General features: G+C 55.7%; 14 protein-coding genes. All 14 read left to right on the top strand.

The features are described 5' to 3' along the window. The first annotated feature begins 33 nt into the window (after positions 1-33). The 14 genes from M5D89_RS01095 (at position 34) to M5D89_RS01030 (ending at position 17,187) form a co-directional block, all read left to right on the top strand. Positions 34-2,796: a bifunctional glycoside hydrolase/polysaccharide deacetylase family protein gene (locus tag M5D89_RS01095; RefSeq protein WP_248883895.1), complete on the top strand. Its 2,763-nt coding sequence runs from the start codon at positions 34-36 to the stop codon at positions 2,794-2,796. Continuing rightward, positions 2,774-3,625: a hypothetical protein gene (locus tag M5D89_RS01090; protein WP_248883894.1), complete on the top strand. Its 852-nt coding sequence runs from the start codon at positions 2,774-2,776 to the stop codon at positions 3,623-3,625. Before M5D89_RS01095 ends, M5D89_RS01090 begins: the two co-directional genes overlap by 23 nt. After that, a complete protein-coding gene (locus M5D89_RS01085; protein ID WP_248883893.1) occupies positions 3,622-5,271 on the top strand; it encodes a tetratricopeptide repeat protein in 1,650 nt (549 codons plus the stop codon). Before M5D89_RS01090 ends, M5D89_RS01085 begins: the two co-directional genes overlap by 4 nt. After that, positions 5,268-6,677, top strand: coding sequence for a hypothetical protein (locus M5D89_RS01080; protein WP_248883892.1), 1,410 nt, complete (start codon positions 5,268-5,270; stop codon positions 6,675-6,677). The genes M5D89_RS01085 and M5D89_RS01080 overlap by 4 nt, the downstream gene beginning before the upstream one ends. 20 nt (positions 6,678-6,697) lie before the next feature. Beyond that, entirely contained in the window at positions 6,698-7,231 is a 534-nt protein-coding gene (locus M5D89_RS01075; RefSeq protein WP_248883891.1) for a hypothetical protein, read from the top strand. A gap of 20 nt (positions 7,232-7,251) precedes the next feature. Beyond that, entirely contained in the window at positions 7,252-8,526 is a 1,275-nt protein-coding gene (locus M5D89_RS01070; RefSeq protein WP_248883890.1) for a PelD GGDEF domain-containing protein, read from the top strand. Then, complete coding sequence (locus M5D89_RS01065; RefSeq protein WP_248883889.1) at positions 8,523-9,428, top strand: hypothetical protein; 906 nt, start codon at positions 8,523-8,525, stop codon at positions 9,426-9,428. Before M5D89_RS01070 ends, M5D89_RS01065 begins: the two co-directional genes overlap by 4 nt. Beyond that, complete coding sequence (gene pelF, locus M5D89_RS01060) at positions 9,425-10,924, top strand: GT4 family glycosyltransferase PelF (RefSeq protein ID WP_248883888.1); 1,500 nt, start codon at positions 9,425-9,427, stop codon at positions 10,922-10,924. Before M5D89_RS01065 ends, pelF begins: the two co-directional genes overlap by 4 nt. Before the next feature lie 2 nt (positions 10,925-10,926). Beyond that, a complete protein-coding gene (pelG, locus tag M5D89_RS01055; protein ID WP_248883887.1) occupies positions 10,927-12,297 on the top strand; it encodes an exopolysaccharide Pel transporter PelG in 1,371 nt (456 codons plus the stop codon). Between the two features lie 8 nt (positions 12,298-12,305). Then, entirely contained in the window at positions 12,306-13,280 is a 975-nt protein-coding gene (locus M5D89_RS01050) for an NAD-dependent epimerase/dehydratase family protein (RefSeq protein ID WP_248883886.1), read from the top strand. A gap of 237 nt (positions 13,281-13,517) precedes the next feature. After that, positions 13,518-14,654, top strand: a complete 1,137-nt coding sequence (locus M5D89_RS01045) for an NAD-dependent epimerase/dehydratase family protein (RefSeq protein ID WP_248883885.1) — start codon at positions 13,518-13,520, stop codon at positions 14,652-14,654. Continuing rightward, entirely contained in the window at positions 14,632-15,627 is a 996-nt protein-coding gene (locus M5D89_RS01040) for an NAD-dependent epimerase/dehydratase family protein (RefSeq protein ID WP_248883884.1), read from the top strand. The genes M5D89_RS01045 and M5D89_RS01040 overlap by 23 nt, the downstream gene beginning before the upstream one ends. Positions 15,628-15,774: 147 nt before the next feature. Continuing rightward, positions 15,775-16,083, top strand: coding sequence for a hypothetical protein (locus tag M5D89_RS01035; RefSeq protein WP_248883883.1), 309 nt, complete (start codon positions 15,775-15,777; stop codon positions 16,081-16,083). Between the two features lie 6 nt (positions 16,084-16,089). Continuing rightward, on the top strand, positions 16,090-17,187 hold the full coding sequence (locus M5D89_RS01030) for a glycosyltransferase family 2 protein (RefSeq protein WP_248883882.1): 1,098 nt from the start codon (positions 16,090-16,092) through the stop codon (positions 17,185-17,187). Positions 17,188-17,207 lie beyond the last annotated feature (20 nt).

Raw genomic sequence — 17,207 nt, 5'->3', positions numbered from 1 at the left:
TGTGCTAGTTTTCGCTAATACAAAGGGAAAGGAATGCGCTTGAACTATTTTTGGCAGGCCGTGCATGCGCTTGTAGCCGCAGCTCTGCTGCTTATTTTTGCTTGTGGAGCATCAGCACAGGCTGCCTTGTCGCCCAGTGTCGGTTTTTACTATGGCGATGGTGCCGCGCCTTCTGGTTTCCAAGATTTTGATTGGGTCGTCGTTAACCCCGGTGCGCAGCGTTTGCCGAGGGATTTTGCTCCGCAACAGAAGGTCTTTTCCTATGTCAGTATCGGGGAAAGCACGCCCGGCAATAGTGCGTACGCGGATCTCCCGGCTTCCTGTGTGCTCGGACGCAATTCGGCCTGGGGCGGAAAGATCATCGATCTGGCGCAGCCGCAGTGTCGTGATTATCTGCTCCACAAGGTCATCGATCCCATCTGGGCGGAAGGCTACCACGGCTTCTTTCTGGATACCCTGGACTCCTACGAGGCGGTGACCCAAGGGGCCGCGCGCCAAGCGCAGGAGTGTGGTCTGGTGGACCTCATTGCCGCCATCAAGGCAGCACACCCGCAGGCCGAACTTATCGCCAATCGCGGATTTTCTGTGCTGCCCAAGATTCACCAGGACCTGGTGGCAGTGCTGGCGGAATCGTTGTTTCGCGAGTGGGATCAGGCTACCCACAGCTATCGACAGGTGTCGGAGGCAAATCGTCAGGCGCTGATCGCCCAGTTGCACCAAGCCCAGTCCTATGGTCTGCCCGCCATGGTCATTGACTATATGCCAACACAACTCAATCGTCAGGGCTGGTGGGAAGACGCGCAGAAGATTCGCGCGCTGGGCTTCATCCCTTATGTGACCAATGCCGAACTCACTGCGGTGGGCGCCGGCGCGCGCGAGCCCATGCCGCGGCATGTGTTGATCCTGTACAACAGTGCGGGACCAGAGGAATACAGCACGGCGTTTGCCAATGGCGCGATGCCCCTCGAGTACCTGGGCTATATTCCGGAGTTTCGTCGCCTCTCGGAGGGCCTTCCCAAAGCGGTGCATGCAGGGGAATATGCCGGCGTTGTCTTCTGGAGTGACGGGGACCCCATCGATGATGTCGCCGGCCTCTCGCACTGGTTGCGCGAGGCCAAAAAGGCGGGAATCCCCATCCTATTGCTGGGCGATTTTCAGGATGATCTCGATGCCGGCCTGTATCAGGCGTTAGACATGTCTCGGCCACGCTCGGCAACGGAGGCTTCTGCCCAAATCGAGAATGCCAGCAAGGAAATGAATTATGAGATGCCTATTCAGGCGAGTACGCGCGATTTCCTGACGACTGATGCCCCGTCGGGAAGCAAAGTCTGGTTACAGGTGCGAGGAGCTGCAGGTGCGCAGGAAGCGGCAGCGGCCATTACCCCTTGGGGCGGCTATGTTTTGTCTCCCTATGTGCTCACGACCTTGCCGAACAAAGACACGCGCTGGCTGGTGGACCCTTTTGCGTTGTACCGGGAGGCCCTGCGCCTGCCGTCGATGCCGGTGCCCGATACCACGACCGAGAGCGGACGTCGCCTGTTCATGGCCCATACCGACGGCGATGGTTTCGTCAGCCGGGCGCAATTCCCGCCCTACCATATTGCCGGTGAAGTCTACATGCACCGGATCCTGGAAAAATATCGCTTACCGTTTACCGGCTCCGTCATCGTTGGAGATTTGTTACAGGGGGATCGGGGCCTGTATCCGGCACTCGCCCCCTTGGGCACCAAGGTGGCGCGGGAAATTTTTCGCTTGCCCTATGTCGAGATTGGCTCGCACATGTGGTCGCATCCCTTCAATTGGCCCGCGATAGAGGCGGGGAAGGATTTTCCAGGGATCAATCTCCCAGTTCCCGGATACAAATTCAGCCCCTATATGGAGGCCGTAGGTGCCGCCGAATGGATCGACAAGCACTTGGCTCCCGCAGACAAAAAAGTCGTGATCGACCAATGGTCGGGGGATTGCGATCCCGATGCAGAGGTGGTCGGGCTGGCCTACAGTGCAGGCCTGATGAATATCAACGGTGGTGACAGCTATATCAGCAAGAAAGATTCCAGTATCACCGCGGTACCCCCGATTGGTATTTTCCGCGGCAAGTGGCTGCAGGTCTTCGCCCCGGACGCGAACGAAGATTATTTTACCAATCAGTGGCATGGGCCATTCTGGGGCTTCGTCAATGTCATTCAGACCTTCGAGATGACCGACAAGCCACATCGTTTGAAGCCCATCGACATCTATACGCACTGGTATTCGGCGACCAAGCAGGCCTCCCTCTCCGCCTTGGAAAAGGTCTATGATTGGGTGTTGAAACAATCGATTACGCCAATTTACGTGGCAGACTATGGCCACATTGCCAATAACTTCTTTACCGTTCATGTGGCACGGCAAGGCGACGGTTTCTGGATTGGCGGTGCGACGAGTTTGCGGGAATTGCGGATGCCAAAAAAATTGGGTTATCCAGACCTGGCAGCCAGTTCTGGCATTGCTGGATACAACGATACGCCGAACGGTGCCTATTATGTACACATGGACGGAAAAAACTCCGTATATTTGGCTTTGCAGCCCAAAATTCCGCAAAAACCCTATATCGTCAGCGCAAATGCACCAATTAGCGCTTTTCAGGAGAATGCCGACGGTTTCACCGCGCAGTTGGATGGTTTTGTGCCGGTCCAGATGCACTTGGCCAACATCCAAGGTTGCCAACTGCAGCTAAACGGAAGGCCAGTGTCTGCCTCCTCGCAGGTGCAGAGTAGTGCAGAGCATCTTCGCGTCGATGTCCGCTGTCCCGGAGCGTGACGCTGCTGGTGGCCAGACGCGGCTCTTGCGTCCGGCTAGCCTGCTGCTTTTTGTGCTGATTGTGTTGGCGGTGTTGGCGGGTGTCGCTTGGCAGTATGGCTGGCACGGGCGCATTGCCTTTCAGGAGTCTTCTGCGGATGCCCGGGCACAACTGGAGAGTGCCGAGCTGATGTTACGTAGTGGTCAGTATGCGGCGGCAGAACGGCAAATTGCGCCAATCTTGGGGGATCCGCAAGGGCCCTTGTATCGTCGGGCGTGCCTGCTGCAGTGGCAGATCGCCAAAACCCGAACACTAGCCTTTCCCCCCCATTCATCGGCGCGCCGGACGGCAATGTTGGCCTTGCGCCCGCAGCTAGCAGCATTGTTCGCTTTGGGCTCTTGGTCGGCGCAGCAGTGGCGTGGTTTCGCACAAGATGCCTTTGCCTTGGGTGCCTATGAACTGAGCGCCGAGGCCTGGTCAGAAGCGGCAAAAAGGCAACCGTCGCAGCGAGCATCAGATCTCCTGGCTGCCGCGCGCGCGTATGCGGCGGGCGACAAGGCGGCACAGGGTGGGCAGATCCTCCTGCAACTGGCCGAGGAAAGCGCAGAGGAAGCGCAACAGAAGACTTTTTTTCTGCGTGGCATTGTTTGGCTAGAGGGGGGCGCAGGCGCGCGTGTCGCACTACGCTCTGGACAGGCAACCTTACAGAAGTTACCCGCCCTGTGGCAGGACTCGCAGGTCGTGCTGGTGATGTCCAAGCTGGCCTTGGCGAATGATCATCCGCAGCTTGCCGCGCGGTGGTTGCATCGGGAGCTACTGCGCGCTGCGCCGGCGGAGCAGACACCATGAGGGCACGGGCCGGCTGGATATTCCTTGGGCTCCTGCTCATCTCGTCGACACTATCTGCCCGCGCTAGCGGGTTGCCCAACGAGTGGTGGAAGGCGCCGGGCAGTCTGGCGTCTGATGATGCGCAGTGGCGCCAAAAATATCTGGCGGAAAAAGAGGATGCAAACACCTTTGCTGCCGATCTCATGGCTAGCCAAAAAAGTGGCAAGGGGATGAGTTATCTGGATCAAGGAGGGGTATCACCGTCCTGGTACAGTCCGCCCTTGCAGGTAGAACCTTACCCTGGCAGATACTCGACCAAGGTGTATGAACTCGCTTACCGTGTTTTTCTGCAGAGCCATGATTTGGCAGAGGCCTACCGACTGGCGTACACCGCGGTGCAACAGCGACCTGATGATCTGGTATGGCGGCAACGACTGATCGAAGTTGCAGGATGGCTGGGGCAGCGCGAGGAAGTGCTGCGGCAACTGCACTGGCTGGCAGAACATGGAGATGCGAGCGCACAAAAGAAAGCAGTATCTTTGGCGCTCACCCTGTCCAGGCCGGATGTGGTCATTGCCATGCTCGCACCCTTGGCGCATGCACAGCCACTTAGCGATGAACAGTGGAAGGCGCTGATCTTCGCCTACGGCGAGCTTGGCGAACCGGGGCGCGCGCTCCAGGCTCTGGACTTTGCGCTCCAGCATTTTGGGCGGCGTCACTATTTGCTCACCCAAAAGGCCTATCTCAGTTACCAGATGGGGGATATCGAGACCAGTCTGCATGCCCTACAGCGCAGTGCTGCCCTGTATGGCTCGAATCCGTCCGTGGCTATCGATGAGGCGCATCTCCTGTCCATGCAGGGGAACTATCGCTTGGCCTTTGCTGCGTTGGAGCGGGTTCGGCAGCAAGCAACCCTGGAGGATGTTCCGTTTTGGCGGCTTTACGCCGTACTGGCCTGGGAGCTGCACGACAATGCCGTTGCCTTCCAGGCCGAAAAGACCCTGTATCTGCTTGGTGCCGCCAGCCAATATGATTTACAGCGCCTGGTCGTCCTGAGTGGGAAGGAAAATCCCGAAGCCGCTCTCGCGGTCGCGCTTCGTGGCTGGCAACGCTATCGTCTGCCGCTATTCTATTTTGAGGGTCTGTACTACGCGGCAGAGGCCAAACATTGGGATACCCTGGGCGATCTCTTGCATGCTGTCGAGAAAAAGGATCCCGATGGGGTAAAAAACTATCCCGCCTACTGGCTGGCCATGGGGCAGTGGGCCAATGCGCGGAGCCATTATGCCCTCGCTGGCTTTGCCTATGCGCAGGCGCTGCACCGCAATCCAGAGGATAGTGTAGCGGCAAATAATCTCTTGTGGATGCTCATCGATAGTGGTCAGGTGCGAACCCTGCGGGCCCTCTTGGTGGATAACATCGCCCGACCATCTCCAGGTATGCGCGATGTGGTGCTGAACGCCCTGGAGCGTCTGGGGCGCCATCGTGAAGCCCTGCACTTGGCAGCAACCATGCCCCCCCATGCGGATGGACAGCCGGAGAGACGGTTGCTCAACGCGGCATCTCTTTGGGATAGCGTTGGTCAGCCGGGCTTGGCCTGGACGCTTCGTCGGCAGGCGGCACAACAAAGTTTTCTGGCCCTGCAGCAGGGTGATGCCCGGCCATGAAAGCAAAAAACCTTTCGCTGTTCATAGTTGCAGGCCTCTCTTTTTACACTGTCATTGCGTGGGGGGAAGGTACGCAAGGTGTTCTGCGTGACGATCCTCTGCATACCTTGGCCGATTCCCTCGCTTCAGCGCCGCTTGATGGCAATACCACGCGCTCCGTCTTACTTGCGGCGGCACGCCGCGGAGATTATCTGCCCGCAATTTCCTGGGCCTTGTCCCGAGGGTATTGGGGCTTAGCGCAAGTGCTGATTGCCGACAATCCAAAGCCGACGCCGCGCTGGGCGCGTTTGAGCCTTGCCCTGCACGCGCATGATTCTGCTACGCTGGCTCGTATCCTCCGCCACCCGCAGGGTCTGCCCGTGCGTGATCGGATGCAGGCAGAAATGGACCTCGGGCGGTACCGGCAAGCGCGCCAGGATGCTTTGGCGGCGATGCAGCACAATCCCTATGATCGCCAACTGCGACGGCAGTATCTGCAGGCGGTTCGGGAGTCGGCCAGCTATGTCGATTTGGCTGGGCATTGGCAAAGCTTTAATGGCTTGAGCTTGTATGGCCCTCGTTTGCGCGGACGGATTGCGTGGGATGATCGCTGGAGTCTGGTTTTTGATGGCGATGCGTTGCGGCAGTCCGCGAATGCGAGTTCACAGTTGTTGCACACGCCCGCCTGGAGCAGCCGCAGTCTTGTGGGTGTGCGTTGGCAGGATCCGCGCTGGCAGATAGAGGCCTTGGTGGGGAGCTATCGCAGAACGCGGGATAATCTCAGTGCCAATGCCACTCTCGTTTGGCAGGCGTCAGATAGTGGCGAGCTTGCCGCCACTTTCGCCTATCATGATCGGAGCCTGCAAAGCCCGGCCCTGGCTGTGGCGGGGATGGTCGATCGCGCAGATTTCCAGTGGGCGCAACGATTGGGGTCCTGGCTAGGCAATATCGGCGCGGGTTGGCGGCAATATCAGGGGCAGGACGGCAAAGCGCTGGGAAGCGACGGCTATGGAGAGATCTCCTTGCTCTGGCGCCACCCTCTCGGTCCGTGGGAGCTACAGCTAGGGCCTTTCGCCGATTATCATCATCTGACTCGCGTTGATCAGTTACAGGGGGTGATTGCAGATGCGCTGCAACCCGATGCCCGCAGCATCAATACGGTGTTGCCAGGGAGCTATGGGGATCTCGGGCTGCGCCTACAATGGGGAGCCTGGCAAGATGCCCTGGCGAGCAACTGGAGCCCGTATCTCTCCCTAAGCGTCTATGAAAACACCCGTTTTGGACCGCAATATCAACTGGATGCGGGGTTGAGCACGGCAGTATTCGGACCCGATCGGCTGCGGATTGGTTTTGCCCAGGGGCAGGGAGGAAACGGCCTCGCCCTCAACCAACGGATTGTTCGGATTGGTTATCGCTATTATTTTTGAGTGCTTCAGGAGGAAATGATATGAACTGGCGCAACATCCTGTTTTTTGCGGGGCTTGCCCTCTTACTGTCTGGTTGTGCCGGCATGAACATCCAAAGTGCCAAGCCGGTCGCTGCCAATCGCGACGCTGCCTGGGCCGTCCTGCCCTTTGTGAACAATACCGAGACCCCGATGGCCAACGCGCGTGCCGCGGCGATGGCGGCAGGAGTCTTGCAAAGTGAAGGCCGGCAAGTGCGGGGTGAACTGCCGATCAGCACCCGCACAGAGGCCTTGCTTGGGGGCGATTGGAAGCAGGAATATGCCAGCGCCCTGCGCACTGCACGGGACGAGGGAGCGCGCTATGCCGTTGCCGGCAGCGTCGATGAATGGGACTACCGTGCCGGCATCAATGCCGAGCCGGAAGTTGCGATGACGCTCTGGGTCGTGGACGTGGCGAGCGGTAAGGTGATCTGGAGCGGGGTGGGGAGTGCGCACGGCGGGAGTCTGGGGCGGGGTGGCACCGGCGGTGTCGCACAACGTCTGATTCAACGGCTTCTCGGTCGCGCATTCTCCTGATCCAGATGGGATTCTTTACGGTGCCTCAACGGCGAGGCGAGGGCTGGCTGGAGGCAATTCTGTTTCCGGCACTTGCCCTGCTGCTGAGCAGCCTCCTCGATCCCAGGGATCCCCTCCTGCTGACGGAGGATTTCCCTTGGTTATTGCTGATTCCCTTGTTGATTGCCCTACGCTACGCGTTTCTTCCCGCCTTGGGTTCGGCATTGATCTTGGCGACCACATTTCTCTGGCATCCCTACCCCGTTGCACAGGGATTGGCGATCGCGGCCGGTACCGTACTGGTTATCCTGATCGCCGCGGAGTTCAGCTCTTATTGGTCGCGGCGGGAGCTGGGGCGTGCTCTTGAGGAAGAAATTACCGCAACGCGTTTGCGCCAACTCGCGGATGACCTCTACGTAACACGCGTCTCCCTGGACCGTTTGGAACAAAGTCTGCTGTATCAACCCATCTCGATTCGCAGTGCTGTGGAGGAATTGCGCCAAGGCTTGGTAGCGAGCCGGGGCGAGCTGAATCCGGAAATTGTTTCTCGTACCTTGTACTTTCTCAATCAGCTTGCGGGAGTGCAGATTGCGGCCTGGTACTCGACGCAGGATCCTGCTGCCGGTCTCAAGTTGATCGCGTCTTTTGGTAATGTGTCTCCCCTGGATGTAACGGATCCGGTGTGGCGCCGCGCCCAAACGGATGCTCAGAGTCAAAACATTGCCGGTTTGGATCTGGGAGAAATTCATCAGTACCTGAGCGTCCATGTGCACAAAAATAATACCGAAATTCGCCATTATCTTGGCGTTGAGGATATGTCATTTTATGCCATCAGTCAGGAAAATCTGCAGATCATTGAAGTGTTATTTCAATATTTGTGTAATTACGCCGGCGCTACTCAATTTTCGCAAAACCTTCTGCGGCGCTGGCCAGATTGTCCACCGGAGTTCGCCACGGATCTTTTGCAGCTGCAGCGGCTTGCGAGGGTCGTCTCGCAAGTAGGTTTCTGTATTCGCTATGTATTGGCCGAGACCGCAGTAACGGAACTGGTTGTGAACAAGATCGAGGCTCTGCGCCGTGGACTCGATGTCCTTTGGGTGCATCGCTCGGAACAGCATACGATTTTGTTGGTCCTTCTGCCATTTGCGGGGCCCAGTGCAGTTGATGGTTATTTACAGCGTATTGACGCGCAGATTCGGCAATGTTGCCCAGAGGACTGGGAGCAGATTCTGCAGCGGCGGGATTCCGTCAGAGTGGACCAACGGGATGCGGTGGTCCAGGTGCAAGATCTTTTGGCAGAGGGTCAGGAGGCATGACCTTCCTGATCCTTCTCTGGGTGGTGGTGTCCCTGGTAGCGTCGTTAGCGGCCAGCCTGATCGTCCCGCGGGAACAGCCCGGCCGCAACGGGTCTGCGGCATGGATCCTGTTTTTTTTGCTCTCTGTGTTTTTACCTTTTTTCGGCGCCATTCTGGCATTGGCTTACGCGACGGCCCTGCGTTCGGTGAGCGGGCGCATTCATGCAGCATCTGCAGAGCCGATTATCGTGCCCCTGCCGGCGCGAGACTTTCGTCTGCGTGCCTCTAGTGTAACTCCTGGTGCCATAGCTGGGCGCTTGCGCGGCGCTAGAAACTCCAGCCAGCGGGTGGAAGCCCTGTCACAAATCGTCAGTGCGCGTTTTGCGGAGCCGACCCGTCTACTGCGCAGTGCACTACGCGATAAGGCGGAGGAAGTTCGTTTGCTCGCCTACGCAGCGCTGGATCAGCGTGAACAAGAAAACACGGAGCTGCTCTTGCAGCTACAAGAAGACATCAAGGATTGTTCTAATCCCCGTATGCAGCGGCGCTTACGAGATTATTTGGCGTGGTTGCGCTGGAACATCGAACATGCGGTTTCCCGTGAGCTTGCCGAACCGGAAACGCGGCGCGAGGTAACGCCGCCAGGAGCGGAACTTGCAGAAGACAAAGCGGCAGCGTTGCCCGCCATGTTGGCGGGATTGGCGGCACTGGAAGCCGGACAGGCCGATCTGGCCATGACGTTTCTGCAGCAAGCGGAGCGCGATCGCGTTGCCCCCGCCGTACTCGCTCCCCATTATGCTGCTGCACTGTATCTGCAGCGCGATCTCGATGGTCTGCGGAAACTGTACGCGCAGCATCCCGAGCTGGCGCTCTCCTCGCGCTATGGTCCATCCTATCGTTATTGGTCGGGGTCTGCTGCATGACGCAAAAGACCGCCCAACCCGTAGATATTCTGCTGGTCCTGGAGGGTACCTTCCCTTACGTCCGCGGTGGAGTCTCCTCGTGGGTCAGGCGGATGATTCAAGGTTTCTCCGATAAGCGTTTTGGCGTAATTTTTCTGGGCAGTGCGCGTGATGACTATACGGCAAAACCTTATGAACTACCTGAAAATGTCGATTATTTTGCTGAATATTTTCTCCATGATAGCCAGGATTTTCCACGTGATCGGCTGTTGTCAAGACATCGCGTCTCCAACCTGGAAACGGTTTCCGCTGCGCATGAACAAATGAAAAAATGCATCGCTGGCGGGCCAGAAAAATTGGATCTGAATGCCTATGCGAACAATTTCTCCGTTAGTCAGTTAGACTTTCTCTATGCAGAGAGGATTTGGCAATGCTTTCTGTCACGCTATGCCGAAATTGCCGATCAGCCGCCTTTTGTGGATTATTTCTGGACCATTCGTGGCATGCACGCCCCCCTCTGGGCGATACAGCAGGCACTGGAAAAAGCCCCGCAGGCGAAAATCATACAATGCCCATCTACGGGCTATGCCGGCTACCTTGGTGCCTTGCTCAGCCAACTGCAGGAGTGTCCACTGATCATCTCCGAACATGGTATCTATACCAAGGAGCGGCGCATTGATTTGATGTTGGCCCGTTGGATTCAGGAAGATGAAGAGTTTCTGCAACGTGCGGGACATATCCATTATCTGCGACAACTCTGGATCAATTTTTTTGCCCTATTGGGAAAGATCAGTTACGACCAAGCATATGCCATTGTGAACCTGTATGCTGGCGTTATTCCACTGCAGGTAGCCGATGGTGCCAGCCCGGCAAAGCTACAAACCATTCCCAATGGCATCGCCGTGGAAAATTTTGTCGCCTGCCGCAGAACCTATGAGCAGCGTCAGGATGTCGTGGCATTGATTGGCCGGGTGGTGCCAATCAAAGATATCAAGACCTTTATCCGCAGTGCCGCAGTGGCGCGGAATCAGGGCCGAAACACCCGTTTTTGGATTGTTGGCCCGACGGAGGAGGATGAGGAATATTTCGCCGAGTGCTCGATATTGCTGCGCCATCTGCAGTTAGAAAAACAGGTAGAGTTCCTGGGATTTCGTAGTGTGGCAGAAATATTGTCAGAGATTCGCCTGACGGTGTTGAGCTCGATCAGTGAAGGGCTACCCCTCTCGGTGTTGGAGAGCTTTGCCGCAGGGGTACCCGTAGTCAGCACGGACGTGGGCTCCTGCCGAGAACTGATCCTTGGCGCAGATCCTGACCAACCCCGTGCGGCGGGAAGAGTGGTGCCCATTGCGGAACCGGAGGCATTGGCCCTGGCCATCGGCGAATTGCTCGACAATCCGGAGATGTGGCAGGCCTGTAGCACGCAGGCGGTACTACGAGTCGAGGGCGAATACCGCGAGGAACAGATGTTTTCCGCCTACCGGCAACTATTTGAGCGCGCGGCGCTGCGGGAGAGCTGAGCATGGCTGGTATTGGGTTTGAACTACGCCGTATCCTGCGCCGGCGCACGTATCTGGCGCTGATCGAGGCCTACGGCTACGCCGGCATTGTCTCCTCCGGCCCCTGGTTGCTGTCGATTTTTGGGATTCTGTTGCTTGGGTTTCTGGCCCTGAGCGATCGCTCTGCCGCTCTGCCGATCATTCAATTTCAGGTCTCGGTAACCTATCTCATCGCGGTATCGCTTATTTTCACGGGACCCCCGCAATTACTGTTTACCCGCTATATCGCCGATATGCTCTTCGCCCGTCAGGCCCGGTCCGTGGTGACGGTATTGGTGACGATGCTGGTGACGACCATTGTACCAGGTGCCGTATTTGCCGGTTTGGTCTTATTTTTATTGTTCCAAGATACCCCGATTCACTACCAGATATTGATGGGCGTCAGCTTTGTCGAGCTCTGTGGCGTCTGGGTGCTGACGATCATGGGCACCAGCCTGAAAGACTATAAGACGCTGGTGAGTTGGTATTTCCTGGCGTATGCAACAATCGTTTTGCTGGGGATGTTTTGTGGTCGCCACTGGGGATTGACCGGGTATCTCGCTGCGTTTGCCCTGGGGCAATGGGTTCTTCTTCTCGGTTTGGGCGTTACCGTAATTCGTGAGTTCCCTGGCTACTTACAATGGCCAAATAGTCGCGCAAGTCGGCTGTTCTGGTCACTATCCCTGGTGGGCTTGACCTTCAACGCTGGGGTCTGGATGGACAAATTTCTGTTTTGGTTCAATCCGGCTACCGGCGCCCAGGTCATTGGACCACTGCATGCCTCGCCAATTTATGATGTACCCATCTTTCTCAGCTATCTCCTGATCGTTCCAGGGCTGGCGGTTTTTCTTTTCCGCCTGGAGACAGATTTTGTCGAAGCTTACGATGCCTATAATCGGGCGATCGTGGATGGTGGAACACTGCAGGAATTGCACGCCGCCAAGAGCGGGATGATCTTGGCTACGCGGGCAGGTCTCTGGGATATTGCCAAAGTACAAGGCGTAACGGTGCTGCTCGCCTTCGCCTTTACTTCAAAATTATTACATGTGTTGGGCTATTCCGAGAGTTATGCACGCATCTTTCAGTTCGACGTGATCGGAGTGAGCTTGCAACTCCTGCTTATGAGTCTGTTGAATGTTTATTTTTATCTGGACTTGCGTGCACGCGCCGTGCTGTTAAGCATGCTTTTCGTTTTGGGGAATTTTGCTTTTACCTATCTCACGCTCTGGGCGGGTCCTTTCTTCTATGGGATGGGATTTTCTTTGGCCCTGTTTCTGGTTGATACCCTTGGCATATTTCTTCTGTCCCGGGATTTCCGGCGAATCGATTATTTGACATTTATTCGTATTCATTAGAGGGAAGAATGATAAAAGAGCGTATTTTAGTGATAGGCGGTGCGGGGTTTATCGGATCTCACACAGTTGATCTGCTATTACAAGAAGGATATCGGGTGCGAGTGCTGGACAATTTTTCGACGGGTTGCCGAGAAAATCTGCCAGCATCCCATCCCGGTCTGGAGGTTGTAACCGGCGATATCGCGAATCCTCTCCTCTGGGAGCCGGTGATGGATGATGTCGATGGCATCCTCCATTTCGCGGCGCAGGTGTCCGTGCAGAAAAGTATTGAAAACCCGGTGCGTTCCTGCGCAGAAAACATTCAGAATTTTGTGGTTGTTCTGGAGTTGGCGCGGAAGCGGGGGGTGCGTGTGGTGTATGCCTCCTCGGCAGCCGTGTATGGGGATCCGCAAATCCTTCCTCTACGGGAAAGCGACCCAGTGGCGCCGATTTCTCCCTACGGCCTGGAAAAATACAGTAATGAACTCTACGCGCGCTTGTATGAGCAGATGTATGACCTGTCGCATATGGGCCTGCGCTATTTCAATGTTTATGGGCCACGCCAGGACCCCAGATCGCCCTATAGCGGCGTCATCTCTCGCTTCGTTGAGCAGTTGCGTTTGCGCGAACCCCTGACTATCCGCGGGGACGGGCTGCAGGAACGGGATTTTATCCATGTGTTTGATGTGGCCCGGGTCAATGTTGCCGCCTTGTTCGCTGGCGATAACGGAGTGATAAACATTGGTTCGGGAATCGCTACGAGCATTCGCCAGCTGGCGACGACAATGTGTGCGTTGCATGGCTCTGGTGATTTTTCCTGGGTCCCAGCGCTGCCCGGTGATATCCGGCATTCCCAGGCCGATGTGCGCGTCATGAACTCTCGCTTGGGGGCGGCGCAAGTCAGCTTCTCCGACGGTCTCCGGCAGTTTTTGGGGACAATGGGTTTGACCGTCGGAAGGGGCGCAGCGGTAGTGCATTCTTCCCCCCAAATTAGCGCATCGTAACATCTCCGTAGCAATAAGTAGGTGCTTGTTCCATAAGCAATCGATGGAAATGAGCGGCGGTTGTGTAACGCGCGTGATACAATACAAAATATAGTTATAATCTAATATACAATATATTTCAAAGAATTGTCCTCTGGCACGCATCCTGCTGTTCGCAGCGAGGGTCTCTTTTGCTTTTTCGCAATTTGAAAGTGCATTAGAAATTGGGTAACAGAACATTAACCCTTGGGGGGCAACATGCTGCAAGACATCAATCAATACAATGCCGCGAAGGCGCGTCAGATTTTGGAGTATTTCCATGCCAAACGGGTGTTGATCACCGGGGGGTTTGGCTTCGTGGGCGGGCATATGGCCCGCCGCTTGCTGGACTGCGGTGCAGAGGTAACAGTGCTGGACATCGATACTTCTCCCAGCCGCCCGTCGATGATCAATTGCGGACAGCAGGGTATGCGTGACCAAGTACAGGTTGTGGAAGCCGACGTTACGGACAAGCAGGCCATGCAGGAGGTCATCGAGGCGGGGCGTTTTCATTATATCTTTCATTTTGCTGCCTACGCCTCGGTGATCGAGAAGGCGTTGACTGCACCGTACGATACGATCATGGCGAACACGATGGGCTGGATCAATATCCTGGAAGCCTGCCGAATGACCCAGCATAAGCCCAACATGATCTTCCTATCGTCGACCGACAAGGTTTATGGCGAGATGGATGGTGACTCGTATTTTGAACATACCACACCGTTACGGGGAATTGGCGTATATGATTCGGCGAAACTTGCCGCGGACGTGTTTTCGCGCACTTATCACGAGGCATTCGGTCTACCCACGGTAACGCTGCGTATGTGCAACATCTATGGCCCCTATGACTTCAATAGTGCGTATCGTTTGCTACCCAAGGCGATGCAGAGCATCTATGGCGGGCCGGAGCCGGTAGCCCCTGAACTGTACTTCGATGCAATTGAGCACCATCGCGATTATCTGTATGTGGAGGATCTGGTGCAGGCCATCCTCTTGCTGGCGCACTGCAATGTGTGTCGTGGTGAAGTGTACAACTTGGCTGGCGGTACGTATTTGAGTACCCCCACCATGTTGCGCACGATTGTAGAGGCTTGCGCAGAGGTGGAAGGTGGCTATGACCAGGAGCGCGCTGCTCGCATCCTTGCCAACGGCATCGCCGTCCGCGTCAGTGCGAATGCCTCTACCGTGCATGCCATCACCAAACAACACCTGAATGGTGAAAAGCTGATGAATGACACCGGCTTTCATCCCGCTGACAATTTTGTGGAAACACTGAAGGAAACCATCAATTTCTACCGGGATTATTTTCTGGCCAGCAGTGTGGAGACAAAAAATGAGCAACGTCTGGCAGGATAAGAAGTGCCTGGTGACCGGTGGTGCGGGCTTTGGTGGCGCCCATCTCTGTGAAAAACTGCTCGCGTCGGGTGCGCAGGTATACGTCCTCGATAGGCTGGTTCACGATCTCTCTTACTTTCGCCTACAGGGACTCGAATCCCGGGTGCAGATGATCTTTGGTGACATTACTGATAGTGGCTTGGTGCGCTTGTTACTCGAGCGCTTCGAGATCGACACCATCTTTCATCTGGCAGCACAACCCATTGTCCCTATCAGTAATGTCTTGCCCATGGATACGCTGCAGGTGAATGCCATGGGTACCTTTGTACTCCTGGAAGCCATGCGCCAGAGTGCATTCGTCCAACGTATGGTGGTGGCGTCCAGCGGCGCCTATTATGGTGCCACCACAACGGATCGTGCGTTGCTGGAAGACGATCCGCCGCGTACCGCTAGCAATATCTATGCATCATCCAAGGTTGCGGCAGATGCCGTGACGCGGAGTTATGGCGAAGCCTACGGTCTATCGGTTGTGGTCTGTCGTTTCATGAACACCTATGGTCCAGGAGATATCAACTTCAGTCGACTGGTACCGCGCGCGATACGCAACCTGCTGAACGCTATGCCCTATGATTTTGGTGCGCGCGACGATGGCAGTTCGCGGCTGGATTTCCTTTATGTTGGCGATATGGCCGAGGCCTATATGCGTGCTGCAGAGGCCTTGCCCGCGTGTCGCGCTGAGCCGTTTAATTTTGGCAGCGGTGCGCCTGCATCCATCGCCGAGGTGGTCAAAAAAATCTCCATTCTGTATGACAAAGAAGAGCGGACTCCCAGTTTTTCAGGGGCGCACAGAGAGCGGCCAGCGATCAAGTATCTCAACGTCGATAAGGCGCGAGAACGGCTCGGCTGGACACCCGGGACTGCTTTGGATCAGGGCTTGGAGAGGACGTTGGAGTGGTACCAGAAACATTGGCAGCAATTGCGCAAGGCGGGGTAGCTCATGTCGCTAGACAAGATGCATCATCGAATGAGGAAAGCATCCCGGTCATGGTCCAACCTCTTCACCGGAATTTTTTTTGCTATCGTTATCCTTCTCCTACTGATGCTGGCGGTGTTGCCCATACAGAATCAGGCGCAGATCTATATGAGTCTGTCATTGCTCGCCATCATGATGCTGGGGCTCTTCACCGTTAAGCGTCTAAGTCTCTCCTCGGAGATCGTTGATGCGCTGCGGGTTCTGAACATATTTATTGCCTTGTATTTGATTTTTCGCTATCTGGTGTGGCGGGCCGAGTTTACCATTGGTGGCTATGGCGTAATCAGTACGATATTTGGGTCGTTATTGTTCGCGGCTGAGGTTTATGCGGCGATCTATGCAGTATTAGGATTTTTTGTCAATTTTTCTCCGCGCACTCGGCAGCCAATTCCGCTGCCCCAGGACATTTCTGCTTGACCGGCAGTGGACATCGTCGTACCGACTTACAATGAGTCTGTGGATGTCTTGGAAATCACTTTGCTGGGTGCCTTGAATGTAGCATATCCGGCGGAGAAATTGCGGGTCCATCTGCTTGATGATGGCGGCACGGATGATCGCTGCCAGAATCCAAAGACCAGTCTGGCCGCTCAGGCTCGACGAACCGAGCTGCAGGCACTTTGTGAGCGCCTTGAGGTGACCTATCACACTCGCGTCCACAATAACCATGCCAAGGCCGGGAATATCAACGCCGCCCTACCATCCTTGCCAGGGGATTTGATGGTGGTGCTTGACGCAGACCATGTTCCCACGCGCGACTTTCTCGAGAATACTGTAGGCTTTTTTGTTGTTGACCCGCTGTGCGCCGTGGTGCAGACCCCCCACAGTTTCATTAACCCCGATCCGATTGAGAAGAATCTCGATATTCACCAAGATTCCCCCCCAGAAACGGATTTGTTTCAACAATATATACAGTTGGGTCTGGATGGATGGGATGCCAGTTTTTTTGTAGGCTCAGCCGCCATCATCCGCCGCTCCATGTTGATGAAGATTGGTGGCATTCAAACCGATACCCTCACGGAAGATGTCGAGACCGCGATGATGTTGCACGCACGGGGTTACCATAGCGTCTTCTTGAACCGCTCCCAGGTTCTCGGGCTGCAGCCGGAGACGGTAACCAGCTTTATCGGCCAACGTGTGCGCTGGGCACAAGGGGCTATCCAGATTCTGCAGATGAAAAATCCTCTTTTCGTGCGTGGACTGAGTTTCGCGCAAAAGATCACCTACATTACCAGTTTTTCCTATTGGTTGTTCCCCTATGCGCGCATGATCAATATGCTCGCGCCGTCCATGTTTCTGTTGTTTGGGATCATGGTATATAACGCAACCATTGGGCAATATCTGATCTATGGTGCGCCCTACTTCTTGGCGACGTGGATTTATTCCGATTTCATTTATGGGAAAATCCGCTGGCCTTTAACGTCAGACGTCTATGAGATGGTGCAGACACCAATGGCATCGATAATGTTGTTTAGTACACTGCTGCGTCCGGGAAAACGTCCCTTTAAGGTCAATACTGTTTAGATAGCTAGTTTTCTGTCAAA

The sequence above is a fragment of the Acidithiobacillus acidisediminis genome (assembly GCF_023277115.1).
GTDB lineage: Bacteria > Pseudomonadota > Gammaproteobacteria > Acidithiobacillales > Acidithiobacillaceae > Igneacidithiobacillus > Igneacidithiobacillus acidisediminis.
Note: the sequence above shows the minus strand (reverse complement) of the source record. Positions and strands in the feature narration are given on the sequence as shown.

Bases quoted from the DNA above. Each gene is read 5' to 3' on its own strand.
- M5D89_RS01050 (WP_248883886.1), top strand. From the start codon at position 12,306: ATGATAAAAGAGCGTATTTTAGTGATAGGCGGTGCGGGGTTTATCGGA.
- M5D89_RS01090 (WP_248883894.1), top strand. From the start codon at position 2,774: ATGTCCGCTGTCCCGGAGCGTGACGCTGCTGGTGGCCAGACGCGGCTC.
- M5D89_RS01045 (WP_248883885.1), top strand. From the start codon at position 13,518: ATGCTGCAAGACATCAATCAATACAATGCCGCGAAGGCGCGTCAGATT.
- M5D89_RS01085 (WP_248883893.1), top strand. From the start codon at position 3,622: ATGAGGGCACGGGCCGGCTGGATATTCCTTGGGCTCCTGCTCATCTCG.
- M5D89_RS01040 (WP_248883884.1), top strand. From the start codon at position 14,632: ATGAGCAACGTCTGGCAGGATAAGAAGTGCCTGGTGACCGGTGGTGCG.
- pelF (WP_248883888.1), top strand. From the start codon at position 9,425: ATGACGCAAAAGACCGCCCAACCCGTAGATATTCTGCTGGTCCTGGAG.
- M5D89_RS01035 (WP_248883883.1), top strand. From the start codon at position 15,775: ATGAGTCTGTCATTGCTCGCCATCATGATGCTGGGGCTCTTCACCGTT.
- M5D89_RS01065 (WP_248883889.1), top strand. From the start codon at position 8,523: ATGACCTTCCTGATCCTTCTCTGGGTGGTGGTGTCCCTGGTAGCGTCG.
- M5D89_RS01095 (WP_248883895.1), top strand. From the start codon at position 34: ATGCGCTTGAACTATTTTTGGCAGGCCGTGCATGCGCTTGTAGCCGCA.
- M5D89_RS01075 (WP_248883891.1), top strand. From the start codon at position 6,698: ATGAACTGGCGCAACATCCTGTTTTTTGCGGGGCTTGCCCTCTTACTG.
- pelG (WP_248883887.1), top strand. From the start codon at position 10,927: ATGGCTGGTATTGGGTTTGAACTACGCCGTATCCTGCGCCGGCGCACG.
- M5D89_RS01080 (WP_248883892.1), top strand. From the start codon at position 5,268: ATGAAAGCAAAAAACCTTTCGCTGTTCATAGTTGCAGGCCTCTCTTTT.